The organism is Streptomyces sp. NBC_00016, from assembly GCF_045040885.1.
Lineage (GTDB): Bacteria > Actinomycetota > Actinomycetes > Streptomycetales > Streptomycetaceae > Streptomyces > Streptomyces coriariae.
Window position 1 is genome coordinate 8,899,226 of record NZ_CP108304.1, and the last position, 12,620, is coordinate 8,911,845.

Sequence of the window (12,620 nt, forward strand, 5' to 3'; positions counted from 1 at the left end):
ATGCGGGACGGTACGGCGAAGGCTGGCACAAGGGCCGTTACGACTGTTGCACAGCCCGCGACGGCGTGTAAGGGATTTGGCAACACACGATTCGGTGGTGCTTCTGGCATATGCCAGTGTCTTCAGGGAGGGGTGGCGGAAGGTGGTCGGCGGGCGTCGGAAGGGGGCCAAGTCGTAGGTGACGTACGTGACTTGGGGGACTCCTGAGGGGGCCGAGGTGACCATCGGTCGCATGTTCGACGGGCTGATGTTCCAGGCAAGGGCCACTGTGACGCAGGTCACAAGAATTGGAGACCGCTTTCGCGTAATGCAAGAGGCCCCCGCGAGGTCGTACATGCATGGACATCACTCTTGAACAACCCGTCCGCGCCCGCTTGATCACCGCGGAGGACCAGGAGCTGCCCGTGCCCGCCACGCTCCGCTACGACTCCACCGACCCGTTCGCCGTGCACGTCGACTTCCCGCCGGAGGTCTCCCTGGCGGGTGAGGCCGTCACCTGGACCTTCGGCCGGGCCCTGCTGGAGCAGGGCGTGAGCGGCCCGGCCGGGAGCGGGGACGTGCACATCTGGCCCTGTGGGCCGGTCCGCACGGTGGTGGAGTTCCACTCCCCGCTCGGTCTGGCCCTGCTCCAGTTCGAGACGGGCGCCCTGCGTCGGTTCCTGCTGCGCAGTTACGCCGTGGTCGCGGCGGGCCGGGAGGATGTCGGCGCCGCCGTCGACCAGGGGCTGGAGGCCCTGCTCGGCAGTGCCTGAGACCCGCCGGGTGTCACTGACCGCCCGCGGTGTACAGGCCGGGGCGCGGGGCGAGTTCGACCGCGACGCGCGTGTCGCTCTCCAGGGCCTGGATCCCGGCCTCGGCGACGACGGAGGCCGCGTAGCCGTCCCAGACGGTCGGGCCGGTGACCAGACCGCGCCGGGTGGCGTCGACCCAGGCCTGCACCTCGCGGTCGTAGGCGTCCACGAACCGCACGAGGTAGTCCTGGGGCACCTCCGCGGCGGCGGTGCCCCCTGTGGTGACGAGCATCCCCTGGTCGTCGCCGATCCGCGCGCTGCCCGCCTCGCACACGGCCTCGCAGCGCACCTGGTACCCGAAGCCGCAGTTGACGAAGACCTCCACGTCGACCAGGGCGCCCCCGTCGGTCTCGAAGAGCACGAACTGCGGGTCGAGCAGGCCCTGCGGGGCGCCGGCGGAGGGACGCGGGCGCCGCACGGTGACCGCGGTCAGCTCCTGGCCGAGCAGCCAGCGGGCCGCGTCGATCTCGTGCGACACCGAGCTGTCGATCAGCATCGCGCTGGTGAAGCCCGGCGGTGAGGAGACGTTGCGGTGCACGCAGTGCAGCATCAGCGGCCGCCCGAGCCGCCCGTCGTCCAGCAGCGCCTTGAGCCTGCGGTACCCGGCGTCGTAGCGCCGCATGAACCCGATCTGCGTCAGCCGCCGCCCCAGCCGGGCCTCCGCCTCCAGCACGCGCAGCGCCCCTGCCGAGTCCGGCACCATGGGCTTCTCGCACAGCACCGGCAGCCCGCGGGCGAAGGCCGCCAGCAGCGCCTCCTGGTGCGCGGGGCCGGGCGAGGCGATCAGTACGGCCTCGACGCCGGGCGCGTCGAGCGCGGCCTCGACCTCCGGGTGGACCGTCACCCCCTCGATCCCGGCCACGGCCTCCTTCGCGCGCGCGGCATCGGGATCGGCCACGGCGGCGACCCTGGCTCCGCTGACCACGCGATCGAGGCGGCGTATGTGGTCGGCTCCCATGTGTCCGGCACCCAGCACGGCCACGCCCAGCAGGTCACTCACGCGTACTCACCCTCCCGGTGGACGATCACGCCGTAGCGTACGCCGCCGGTGAAAGCCGCTGCCGGGCCCCGGCCGGTGCAACGCCGGCGCAACCGGCCGGGCCGCCGCCGAGCGGGGGTCAGTAGCGCAGCACGCCTGCCATCCCGTCCGCGTCGCCCAGTGCGCCGTCGGGCACGAAGCGCACCTCGGCGCCCGTCTCCAGGCACTGCTCGACGATCTCGTCCACGATGTCCTCGCGGGCGTCGAGATCGCCGCTCACGGCGGGGACGAGATGGTCGCCGCCGTCGCGGACCGTGACCCGGTAGTTCTCCTCCACGGCCAGCAGCCGGATCCGGCCCTCCCGGGCGTTCTGCCAGAGCTCGTCGACGCCGGCCGCGAACGTCTTGTGTCCACGGGCCGAGTCGAGCTCCCGGGCGACGGCGGCGGTGTTCCGGCGGGCCTCCGCGTCGTGCAGCGGGCGCACCGCCTGCCACACGGTGTCGGGTGTGCCGTGGGAGAGTCCGCCGTGCGCGACGTGCACCGCGTCCCGGGTGACCCCGCCCAGCTCGTCGAGGAGCGACAGCGCCGCCTGCTCGCCGGTGACGTACAGCGGTCGCGGATTCTGGCGCAGCAGTCCGCCGAGCGCGGTGTCGGCCTCGCGCAGGAAGTGACGGGTGTCCTCGTCGCGGAACGTGCTGGGCAGGTCGCCGATCCGCTCCATGCGTTCGGCGTCGAAGTTCGGCTGGCTCCTGACCAGCGGGAAGCCGCCGGCGTGCTCCTCGGTGATCCGGTCGGCGCCGCCGTTCCACAACGTGACGCGGTCGGCGGAGACCGACAGGACCCAGAACGGGCGTTCGGCGGCCTGGGCCGAGACGAGGTTGCGGGTCAGGAAGGTGTCGGAGAGCACGACGCGTTCCGGGACGGCGCGGGCCAGGGACCACACCTGGTGCTCGCCCGGGGCGGCGTAGATGACCAGGCCGTCCTCGGTGTGCGCCAGGTCGACCTCGGCCAGGGCCCGGTCGAGCTGGTCGGCGACGTCGACGCGCCGCTCGCGGCTGACCGCCGGGTCGGTCTCCAGCTGTTTCTTCGCCTCGGCCACGACATTGCGCAGCCGGACCCGGTCCTGGGCGTTCTCGGGTTCCCGGCGGTGCGTCGGTGTCAGCACGGACACCGCGGGATAGGGGCGCGGGCGGCGCAGTTCGGAGAGGGTCGCTGGGCTGAGTGCGTGCTCCATATCAGCACGATAGGTCCCAATTGCCGTTCAGGCATTTGGGGCAATATCAGTACATCTCAGGGTGCCCCCGTTGTTACGGTCGCAGCGGTGCTCGGCGGGCGTTCCCCAGCGTCGGCGCACCGCTTTCGTCCCTCCGTCGTCGCCGGCGAGGTGGGCCTCGGCCTCATCGACACCACCCGCGCCTATCTGGAGACCCTCGAACCGGAGCGGCTGGCCAGGTTCCTGATCGGCGGCCTGGCCACCGTCGACCTGCCGGACGAGTACCGCACCGGACACCTCGCCCTGGCCCGCGAATCGACCGGCGTCCGCGAGTACCTCATGCCGCCGCTGCCCAACACGCTCTACACGCGGGACACCACCTGCTGGCTCTACGGCGGCCTCACCCTCAACCCGCTGTACTGGCCCGCCCGGCACGACGAGACCCTGCTGATGAAGGCCGTCTACACCTTCCACCCCGACTACGCGGGCGCCACCGTGTGGTGGGGCGACCCCGAACTCGACTGGGGACAGGCGACGTTCGAGGGCGGGGACATCATGCCCGTCGGCAACGGCGTGGTGCTGATGGGCATGAGCGAACGCACCTCCCGGCAGGCCATCACCCAGGTGGCCAAGGCGCTGTTCGACCAGGGCGCCGCCGAACGGGTGATCGTGGCCGGGATGCCGAGGCTGCGGTCCGCGATGCACCTCGACACGGTCTTCACCTTCGCCGACCGCGACCTGGTGACGCTCTACCCGGCCATCATGGACGGCGTCCACACCTTCTCGCTGCGCCCGAGCGACCGGGCGCCGGGCTTCGACATCACCGACGAGGGCGCCACTCCCTTCACCGACGTCGTCGCCAAGGCGCTGGGCCTGCCCGCGCTGCGGATCGTCGAGACGGGTGGCGACGTCTACGCCTCCGAGCGCCAGCAGTGGGACAGCGGCAACAACGCGGTCGCCCTCGAACCCGGGGTGGTCTTCACCTACGACCGCAACACCCAGACCAACACCCTGCTGCGCAAGGCGGGCATCGAGGTCGTCACCATCGTGGGCGCCGAGCTCGGCCGCGGACGCGGCGGCGGTCACTGCATGACCTGCCCCCTGGTGCGCGATCCCGTGGAGTTCTGAGCGCGATCTCGTGGGCGCCCGACGGTGACGGCGACCCCCTCGGCCGGTTACCGTACGCGTCAGTAACCGGGACCGCACCGCAGGAGGCACCCATGCCGCAGCTCGAAGTCGACGGCGCAGCACTGACGTACGACGACGAGGGCCCGCGCGACGGCGACGGGGTGCCCCTGGTGTTCGTGCACGGCTGGACGGCGAACCGGCACCGCTGGGACCACCAGGTGGCGCACTTCGCCGAGCGGCGCCGGGTGATCCGGCTCGACCTGCGCGGGCACGGCGAGAGCAGTGGTGCCGGCGTGAAGACGGTCGCGGAGCTGGCGACGGACCTCCTCGCCCTCCTCGACCACCTGGAGATCGAGCGGTTCGTGCTGATCGGCCACTCGATGGGCGGGATGATCTCGCAGACCGTCGCCCTCTCCCACCCCGAGCGGGTGGAGCGCATGGTGCTGGTGAACTCCATCGGCCGGATGACCTACAGCCGGGGCAGGGGCCTGCTGATGGGCGTCTCCACCCTCGTCCCCTTCAAGCTGTTCGTCGCCACCAACATCCAGCGGGCCTTCGCGCCCGGTTACCCCCGCGACGAGATCCGCGCGTACATCAAGTCCTCCGCGGACACCCCGCGTGAGGTGGTCATGACGCTGTACGGCGCCATGCGTGCCTTCGACGTGCTGGACCGGGTCGGGGAGATCCAGGCCCCGACCCTGATGATCCACGGCTACCACGACATCCAGCTCCCGGTGCAGCAGATGCTGCGCATGGCCAAGGCCTACCCGGACGCCACCGTCCGCGTCCTCGACGCGGGCCACGAACTCCCGGTCGAGAAGCCGGCCGAGCTGACGGCGGCGATCGACGCCTTCGTCACCGTCAAGCCCGCGTAGCCGTTGCAGCCGCTGTAGGTCTCGTGGGCCCCGTGGGCCCCGTGGGCCTCGTGGCCGTCGGCCGCGGGGCCGGCTAGCCGAAGCTGTCCGGGTCCGCGGCCTTCCAGTCCGTCTCCCAGGACGGCGGTGGTCCGGCGAGCAGTTCTCCCGGTGCCAGCCACTCGTACAGCTCCGCGTACGAACGGACCGCGCCCGGCCGCGTCCGCCGGACCAGATGGCCGGGAGTGAGTTCGGCCGGCTCGCGGATGCCCATCGCCGCCATGATCCGGACGGCGTCACGCACCGTCTCCCGCTGGTAGCGCCGGACCCGCCGGGCCTTGTCGGCCACGTTCAAGGAGCGCGTCCGCAGCGGATCCTGGGTCGCGACGCCGGCCGGGCAGGTGCCGGTGTGGCACCGCAGCGCGCCGACGCAGCCGACGGCGCGCATCATCGCCCGGGCCGCGTTGGTGTAGTCGGCGCCCTGCGCGAGACGGGTGACGATGTCCGAGCCGGTGGCCACCCGGCCGCTCGCCCCGATCCGGACCCGGTCCCGGAGCCCGACGCCGACCAGCGCGTTGTGCACGGTGATCAGCCCCTGGGTGAGCGGCATACCGAGGCGGCCGGCGAACCCCGCAGGTCCGGCGCCGGTGCCGCCCTCCGACCCGTCCACCACCACGAAGTCGGGCGTCAGACCCTCCGCCACCATCGCCCGGCACACCGCGAGGAACTCCCGCCGCGAGCCCACGCACAGCTTGAACCCGGTCGGTTTGCCGCCCGCCAGCTCACGCAGCCGGGCCAGGAACAGCACCAGTTCCCGCGGCGTCGAGAAGACCCGGTGCGAGGGTGGCGACACCACCGTCTCGCCCACCGGGACCTTCCGCTCCCGCGCGATCTCGGCGCTCACCTTCACCCCGGGCAGCACCCCGCCGCTGCCCGGCGCCGACCCCTGGGACAGCTTCAACGACACGCACCTCACCTCGGGCAGCGCCGCCTTGTCCGCGAACTCCCGTGCGTCGAAGCCGCCGTCGGCGTCGCGGCAGCCGAAGTACCCCGTCCCGATCTCCCAGACCAGGTCCCCGCCGCCGCGCAGATGGTGCTCCGACAGCCCGCCCTCCCCGGTGTCCTGCGCGAAACGCCCCAGCGCCGCACCCCTGTTGAGGGCGAGCACCGCGCGCGACGACAGCGCCCCGAAACTCATCGCGGACACGTTCAGCAGCGCCATGTCGTAGGGCTGGGAGCAGTCCGGTCCGCCCACCCGCACCACCGGCGGCTCCTCGGCCGGCTCGACCGGCCGCAGCGACGGCACCAGATACTCGTACGCGTCCCGGTCGCCGCCGAACGGCTCCCGCGCGTCGCCGCTCCGGGCACGCGCGCGTACCTTCTGCGTCGGATACCGCAGCCGCCCGACCAGCGGGTGGTTGCGCAGTTCGGAGCGGCGGGGCTGGAGCAGGTCCCAGCCCCCCAGACAGGCCGCCGCCAGCAGCGGTCCGGCCGCGAGCCACCACCAGGCGGACCGGGCGGACGAGGCCACCGTCGTCCCGGCCGCGAGGAGGCAGACGAGCAGCAGTGGCAGGAACCGGCGCACTCAGTCGTCGTCCTCGTCGGGCCCGCAGGAGCTGCCGCTGGGCGGGAGGGAGCCGTAGAGCAGGAAGTCGTCGACCTTGCGGTGCACGCATTTGGACGACCCGTACCCGGTGTGGCCGTCGCCCTTGTTGTCGAGCACCACGGCCGCGGCACCGAGACGCTTGGCCGTCTCCACGGTCCAGCGGTACGGCGTCGCCGGGTCCCCGCGCGTGCCGACCAGCAGCATCTCCGGGGTGCTCACGTCCTTCACCTCGTCGCGGATGAAATCGGTGCCCCTGGGGCGGCCGTAGCACATCAGGACCTCGGTGAGGCGGTACTGCCCGAAGACCGGAGAGGCCTTGTCGTACGCGGCGCGCAGCCGCTCGAGGTCCGCGGAGATCTGCGCGGCCGTGGGGCGGTCGGGATCGTCGGCGCAGTTGATCGCCATCAGCGCCGCGGGCAGGTTGTCGAGGGGGATGTCCTCCTCGTCGACGAGCGCCCCGGGGGAGGGCTCGCCGCGGCCCGCGGCCCGCAGCGGGAACGGCAGCGGCAGGGCGAAGCCGCCGGTCGCGAAGGACAGGACCCCGCTGGCGTCCCCGCTCTCGATGAGCTGGGCCAGTGCCCGTTCCAGCAGCGGCCACAGCTCCTTGCTGTACAGCCCCTGTCCGAGCGCGCCGACGAGGTCCTGGCCGGAGAAGTCGTCGCCGAAGTCGGTCGGCACCGGGTCCTCGTCCAGCGAGCGCACGAGCCGGACGACCTCCTCGCGGGCCACCCGTGGATCCTGCCCGAACGGGCAGGCGATGTCGTTCGTGCACCAGCCGACGAAGTCGTCCAGCGCCACCTGCTGCCCCCGGGCGCCCGCGAGGCCCTGCTCGGTGAGCGGCTCGGTCAGGGTGTCGACGCCGTCGAGGACGAGCCGGCCCACCTTGTCGGGGAACCGGGCGGCGTACACCGCGCCGAGCCGGGTGCCGTACGAGAACCCCAGGTAGTTGAGCTTCTTGTCACCGAGTGCCGCGCGCAGCACGTCCAGGTCGTGTGCCGCGTCGACGGTGCCTATGTGCGGCAGCACCGGCCCGGAGTGCTCGGCGCAGTCGGCGGCCACCCGCTTCAACCGGGTGAGGAGCGCCTGGGGATCGGCGAGGGCCGAGTCGTCGTCCAGGGAGGCCAGTCCGCTGTCCGCACCGTCCCCGCAGCTGACGGGGGAGGAGCGGCCCACCCCCCGGGGATCGAGGGTGACCACGTCGTAGCCGTCGGTGAGGTCCATGAACTCCTTGCCGCCATAGGCGAGTTCGGGAACACCGGGACCGCCGGGACCGCCGAAGTTGAGCACCACCGAGCCGCGCTTGTCGCCCGTGGCCCGGTAGCGGGCGAGCGCGAGGTCGAGCGTGCCGGACTTGGGGTGGCCGTAGTCGAGGGGGACGGTCAGGTCGGCGCACTGGAGGTCCTTGGGCATGCCGTCGCCGTCGCACGCCGACCACGTGACCTTCTGGTCGTAGAACCGGGAGAGGTCGGGACGGTCGCCCTCGGCGGCGTTCCGGTTCGCGGTCGCCGTCGGCAGGCCCGCACCCACCAGGGTCAGTGCGGCGGTGGCGGCGAGCGCGCACCGCCGCAGCCCGGGGCGCGTCGGCAGCTTGGCCAGCATCAGTGCCTCCAGGGACGCCCGCAGCGGTCCGGGAACGGCGCCCTGGCTCACGATAGGCGGCCTGCCGACGACCCGCCTCCGGGCGGGCGGGGGCCGCCCCGCGCCCCTCGGCGGGGTGCGCCCGGGGCGCCCCGCGAGGCCCGTGCGAAGGGGCTGACACCAGTTCGACGAGAGGGCCGAAGAGGGATCGCAAAGGTGACCCAATGGGGTGAAAGGGTGTTCAGGCATAACCCGGATGGTGCGCCGACGTTCTACCGGGTGCGGGCGAGTGCCCGCGATTCAAGTCTGGAAGGCAGGGACCCATGAGACGGGTTACCCGAACCGGTGTGATGGCCGTCGCCGCAGTTTCCGGCGCGATGGCTGTGACACTGCCCGCACACGCCGACTCCGCGGCGGACGGCTCAGCGGCCGGCTCGCCCGGACTGATCTCCGGCAACGGTGTCCAGCTGCCGGTGCACCTCCCGGTGAACCTGTGCGGGAACACGGTGAACGTGGTGGGCGTGCTGAACCCCGCCGCGGGCAACACCTGCGCCAACAAGGGCGCGGCGGCCGCTCACGACACGCACGGGGCTTCGTCCGGTGGTAGGGGCACCGCACACGGCGCGTCCTCCGGTGGTGGGGCCACCGCACACGGCGCTTCGTCCGGTGGTGGGGCCGCCACACACGGCGCGTCCTCCGGTGGAGGGGCCACCGCACACGGCGCCACGCAGGACTCCCCGGGCGTCGTCTCCGGCAACGGCATCCAGCTGCCGGTCCACCTCCCGGTGAACGTCAGCGGCAACAGCGTGAACGTCGTCGGCCTCGCGAACCCGGCGCTCGGCAACGAGTCCGTCAACGTGTCCGACGAGGAGCCCCCGCCGCCCGGCGAGCCCGCGCCGCAGCCGCAGCCGCCGACCCGGCACGACCCGCCCGCGGAGCCGCAGCACCCCGGCCCGCGGGCCGTTCCGCAGACGCCGGCCGTCGCGCCCCAGATCGGGGTGCCCGAGGCCATGTCGTCGCTCGCCCACACGGGGGCCGACGCCACCCTGCCCGCCGTCGCCGGCAGCGCGGCCCTGCTGCTCGGCGGTCTGGCCCTCCAGCGGCGGTTCCGCCCGCACGCGGAGCGCTGAGCCGCCCGCCTCGGAGCGGGAGTGCGCAGGCCCCCTCGGTCAGGTCGGGCGGGGGCAGGGGGGGCCTGTGGCGGTCCGGCGCGCCGCACGGGTGGGCCGTCGAAGCGCGGGGTGCGGGCGGGTGGGTCCGCCTCAGCCGCCGTGGAACCGCCGGTGCAGGGCGTGTACCTCCTCGACCAGCTCGGGAACCGGTCCCTCCACCGGCACTCCGGGGGCGACCTCGTGCACCGGCAGGGTCCGCACCGGCGGGGCGGGCACACCCCACGCGCCCAGCCAGGTCGCGAGTTGCTCGGACGAGGCGATGTAGACGATCCGGCCCAGGCCCACCCACGCATGGGCGGCCGCGCACATCGGACAGTGTTCGCCCGACGTGTAGACCGTCGCCGCGGCCCGCTCCGTGGACGACAGGCGAGCCGCCGACCAGCGGGCCAGCTCGAACTCGGGATGCCGGGTGAGGTCGCCGGCGGCCACCCGGTTGTGGTCCTCGGCGAGCACCGTGCCGTCCGCGCCCACCAGTACCGAACCGAACGGCTCGTCGCCGACCCGCAGCGCCTCGGCGGCGAGTTCCACGCAGCGGCGCAGATACGGCAGTTCGGCGGCCTCGACCATGGCGTACGGCTCCTCGACGGTTGACCAGGGCTTCGCCGCCCAGCCTAGGCTCGGCTCCGCGCGACCGGAAAGGCGTGCCGGCGGCCCAGCGCGACCGCGGTGAGGGCCAGCGCGACCAGCGGCAGTGCCGTCCACGGCAGGGCCCCCGCGCCCAGCGCCCCCAGGACCACACCTCCGGTCAGCGAGCCGCCCGCGATGCCCGCGTTGTACACCGTCGTCTGGAGCGAGGTCGCCACGTCGGAGGCGGCGGGCCCCGAGGCGTTCACCAGTGCCGTCTGGATGAGGGTCGGCGCCCCGCCGAAGGCCACTCCCCACAGGGCGACGGAGACCAGCAGCACGGCGGGTGCGTCGGCGTACCGGCCGAGGGTGAGCATGACCGCCGCGCACAGGGCGAGCGCGCCGAGCAGCGTGGCCCGCGGGCGCCGGTCCACCAGCAGGCCCGTCCCCCAGATCCCGGCGACCGTGGACGCCCCGAACACCAGCAGCACCACATCCGTACGCCCGAACCCCGCATGCTCGGTGAAGGGCGCGATGTACGTGTAGAGCACCTGGTGGCCCAGCAGCAGGAACAGGGTCACGGAAAGGATCACCGGGAGCCCCGGCAGCAGGGCGACCCGGGCCAACGGCACCCGCTCGCCCCGTGCCTCGCCCGGGAAGTCGGGGACCCGCCACCGCACCCAGCCCACCAGCAGCACCGCCAGTGCGGACAGCAGCCCGAACGCCGCGCGCCACCCCACCACCTCGGCCAGCGCCGTCCCGGCGGGCACCCCCAGCGACAGCGCGAGCGTGATGCCGGCGAGCACGACCGCGATCGCCCGGCCGCGTCGCTCGGCCGGCACCATCCGGGCCGCGTACCCGGCGAGCATCGCCCACAGCGTGCCGCCCATGACACCGGCGACCAGGCGCGCGGTGAAGGTGAGGCCGTACGACGACGACAGCGCGACCACCGCGTTGCTCAGCGCGAAGCCCAGCAGGGTGCCGACGAGGACGGGTCGGCGCGGCAGGCCGCGCAGCAGCGCGGTCACCGGGATCGCCGCCACGAACGACGCGACCGCGTACCCGGTGACCAGGAACCCCACCCGGGCCTCGGGGACGCCGAGGGCCGGTGCCATGCGCGGCAGCAGCCCGGCGGGCAGCAGCTCGGTCACCACGGCGGTGAAGGCGGCCGTGGACAGGGCGAGCAGCCCCGGCCAGGGCAGGGACGCGGGCACGGCGGTGCCCTTGACCATGGAGGTGGTGGACATGCCACCATGGTCGAACATTCACATCAGTGTGAAGGCAAGCGCGCCCTGTGCGCCGCTCACGGCGCGACGGCGGAGAGCGACGGCGGAGAGCCACGGCGCCGAGCCGCGGCGCCGAGCGGTGACGGTGAGCGGTGACGGTGAGCGAAGATCGGAGCGTGGCATGAAGATCGGCGACCTCTCCGGCCGCACCGGTGTCCCCACCCGGCTGCTGCGCTACTACGAGGAGCAGGACCTGCTGCACCCCGACCGCGGGGAGAACGGCTACCGCTCCTACGGGGAGGCGGCCGTCCGGGACGTCCAGCAGATCCGCGGGCTGCTCGACTCCGGCCTCACCACCGAGATGATCCGCGCGATCCTGCCGTATCTGTCCGGCCCCGACGAGATCGTCCTGCCCGCAGAGCACCTCACCCCGCAGACCGCCGCCCTCCTCGAGGGGCACATCGACCGCATCCAGGCCCGGATCGACTGTCTGGCCCGCAACCGCGACCGGCTGAGCGCGTACCTGGCGGCGGTGCGGCCGGACGGTGTGGCGGCGCCCCGCTCGTCCCCGCACCCGTAAATCCGTTGTCGCGGCCGGGCGGGGGTGCTGAAGTGGGCGCATGGATCATGCCGCGGTACTCGCCCTGTACGACCGGGACATGCGTGAAGGCGCGCGCCCCGAGAGCTCCGACGCGCGCGTCGAACGGACCGGTTCCGTGGTCCGCCATGTCGGCGGCGAGGGCGGCTGGAGCGGGGTGCTCTGGTCGGACCTGGACTCCGCCGACGCCGACGCGGTGATCGCGGAACAGGTCGCCTACTTCACCGGTCTCGGGCACGAGTTCGAGTGGAAGCTGCACGGTCACGACCGTCCGGCCGACCTCGGGCGGCGGCTCACCGCGGCCGGTTTCACCGCCGACCCGGAGGAGACCCTGATGATCGGCGAGACCGGTGACCAGCTGGTCGACGCCGGACCGCCCGAGGGGGTCCGCATCGTCCCCGTCACGGACCGGGCGGGGGTCGAGCTCATGGTCGAGGCCAACGAGCGGGCGTTCGGGCACGACGGCTCCTGGCTGCGGGATCTTCTGCGCGCCCGTCTCGCCGCCGACCCGGACGCGATCGTGGCCCTGGTCGCGATGGCCGGGGACGTGCCGGTGAGCTCGGCGCGGATGGAGCTGATCCCGGGAACGAGGTTCGCGGGCCTGTGGGGCGGCGGCACCGTCGAGGGCTGGCGCGGCCGAGGTGTCTACCGCGCGCTGGTCGCCCACCGCGCCCGCATCGCCGCCGACCGCGGCTACCGCTACCTCCAGGTCGACGCCTCCGACCAGAGCCGCCCCATCCTCGAACGCCTGGGCTTCGCGCCACTGAGCACGACGACGCCGTACGTGTACACGCGGCAGGGCGGCACGGCGTAGGGCGGCAGGGCCGACGCCCGACGCGGCCGGGCCGATCTCGATCCGGAGGGGCGGCCGCTCGACACGCTCGACGCCCTCGGTCTCGTCCCCGGCGGAC

11 protein-coding genes and 1 pseudogene are annotated in these 12,620 nt (G+C 73.2%); 6 read left to right on the top strand and 6 right to left on the bottom strand.

The features are described from left to right. Positions 1-338: 338 nt before the first annotated feature. Positions 339-752 carry an SsgA family sporulation/cell division regulator gene (locus OG933_RS39550; protein WP_054240826.1) on the top strand — a complete coding sequence of 138 codons (414 nt, stop codon included), beginning with the start codon at positions 339-341 and terminating at the stop codon, positions 750-752. 13 nt (positions 753-765) lie between these two features. Here the strand turns inward: OG933_RS39550 and OG933_RS39555 are convergent, their stop codons facing one another. Continuing rightward, positions 766-1,791 (bottom strand): Gfo/Idh/MocA family protein, encoded by a 1,026-nt coding sequence (locus tag OG933_RS39555; protein WP_405631883.1) that lies wholly within the window; start codon positions 1,789-1,791, stop codon positions 766-768. Positions 1,792-1,909: 118 nt separating this feature from the next. Then, the gene (locus tag OG933_RS39560; protein WP_405631885.1) at positions 1,910-3,004 is read right to left on the bottom strand and encodes a chemotaxis protein; all 1,095 of its coding nucleotides are present in this window, start codon (positions 3,002-3,004) and stop codon (positions 1,910-1,912) included. 135 nt (positions 3,005-3,139) lie between these two features. Between OG933_RS39560 and OG933_RS39565 the strand changes: the two are divergent. Next, positions 3,140-4,111: pseudogene (locus OG933_RS39565) on the top strand (arginine deiminase family protein); the annotation flags it as partial. Between the two features lie 92 nt (positions 4,112-4,203). Further along, entirely contained in the window at positions 4,204-4,986 is a 783-nt protein-coding gene (locus OG933_RS39570) for an alpha/beta fold hydrolase (protein ID WP_405631887.1), read from the top strand. Between the two features lie 73 nt (positions 4,987-5,059). Here OG933_RS39570 and OG933_RS39575 read toward each other — a convergent pair whose 3' ends face one another. Together OG933_RS39575 and OG933_RS39580 are read right to left on the bottom strand one after the other, a co-directional pair. Continuing rightward, positions 5,060-6,550 (bottom strand): glutamate synthase-related protein, encoded by a 1,491-nt coding sequence (locus tag OG933_RS39575; protein ID WP_405631889.1) that lies wholly within the window; start codon positions 6,548-6,550, stop codon positions 5,060-5,062. After that, positions 6,551-8,170 carry an alpha/beta hydrolase gene (locus tag OG933_RS39580; protein WP_405633655.1) on the bottom strand — a complete coding sequence of 540 codons (1,620 nt, stop codon included), beginning with the start codon at positions 8,168-8,170 and terminating at the stop codon, positions 6,551-6,553. Positions 8,171-8,499: 329 nt separating this feature from the next. On the opposite strand from OG933_RS39580, the gene OG933_RS39585 reads away from it, so the two are divergent. Next, positions 8,500-9,279, top strand: coding sequence for a chaplin family protein (locus tag OG933_RS39585; protein ID WP_405633657.1), 780 nt, complete (start codon positions 8,500-8,502; stop codon positions 9,277-9,279). 132 nt (positions 9,280-9,411) lie between these two features. Here the strand turns inward: OG933_RS39585 and OG933_RS39590 are convergent, their stop codons facing one another. Both OG933_RS39590 and OG933_RS39595 read right to left on the bottom strand, forming a co-directional pair. After that, positions 9,412-9,888: a nucleoside deaminase gene (locus tag OG933_RS39590; RefSeq protein WP_405631890.1), complete on the bottom strand. Its 477-nt coding sequence runs from the start codon at positions 9,886-9,888 to the stop codon at positions 9,412-9,414. Between the two features lie 44 nt (positions 9,889-9,932). Continuing rightward, entirely contained in the window at positions 9,933-11,132 is a 1,200-nt protein-coding gene (locus OG933_RS39595) for an MFS transporter (RefSeq protein ID WP_405631892.1), read from the bottom strand. A 160-nt stretch (positions 11,133-11,292) separates the two neighbouring features. Here OG933_RS39595 and OG933_RS39600 point away from each other — a divergent pair, with 160 nt between their 5' ends. Together OG933_RS39600 and OG933_RS39605 are read left to right on the top strand one after the other, a co-directional pair. Then, the gene (locus OG933_RS39600) at positions 11,293-11,691 is read left to right on the top strand and encodes a MerR family transcriptional regulator (protein WP_362272897.1); all 399 of its coding nucleotides are present in this window, start codon (positions 11,293-11,295) and stop codon (positions 11,689-11,691) included. 40 nt (positions 11,692-11,731) lie between these two features. Next, positions 11,732-12,523, top strand: a complete 792-nt coding sequence (locus tag OG933_RS39605) for a GNAT family N-acetyltransferase (RefSeq protein ID WP_405631894.1) — start codon at positions 11,732-11,734, stop codon at positions 12,521-12,523. Positions 12,524-12,620 lie beyond the last annotated feature (97 nt).

Bases quoted from the DNA above. Each gene is read 5' to 3' on its own strand.
- OG933_RS39580 (WP_405633655.1), bottom strand. From the start codon at position 8,170: ATGCTGGCCAAGCTGCCGACGCGCCCCGGGCTGCGGCGGTGCGCGCTC.
- OG933_RS39595 (WP_405631892.1), bottom strand. From the start codon at position 11,132: ATGTCCACCACCTCCATGGTCAAGGGCACCGCCGTGCCCGCGTCCCTG.
- OG933_RS39560 (WP_405631885.1), bottom strand. From the start codon at position 3,004: ATGGAGCACGCACTCAGCCCAGCGACCCTCTCCGAACTGCGCCGCCCG.
- OG933_RS39570 (WP_405631887.1), top strand. From the start codon at position 4,204: ATGCCGCAGCTCGAAGTCGACGGCGCAGCACTGACGTACGACGACGAG.
- OG933_RS39585 (WP_405633657.1), top strand. From the start codon at position 8,500: ATGGCCGTCGCCGCAGTTTCCGGCGCGATGGCTGTGACACTGCCCGCA.
- OG933_RS39590 (WP_405631890.1), bottom strand. From the start codon at position 9,888: ATGGTCGAGGCCGCCGAACTGCCGTATCTGCGCCGCTGCGTGGAACTC.
- OG933_RS39605 (WP_405631894.1), top strand. From the start codon at position 11,732: ATGGATCATGCCGCGGTACTCGCCCTGTACGACCGGGACATGCGTGAA.
- OG933_RS39600 (WP_362272897.1), top strand. From the start codon at position 11,293: ATGAAGATCGGCGACCTCTCCGGCCGCACCGGTGTCCCCACCCGGCTG.
- OG933_RS39550 (WP_054240826.1), top strand. From the start codon at position 339: ATGGACATCACTCTTGAACAACCCGTCCGCGCCCGCTTGATCACCGCG.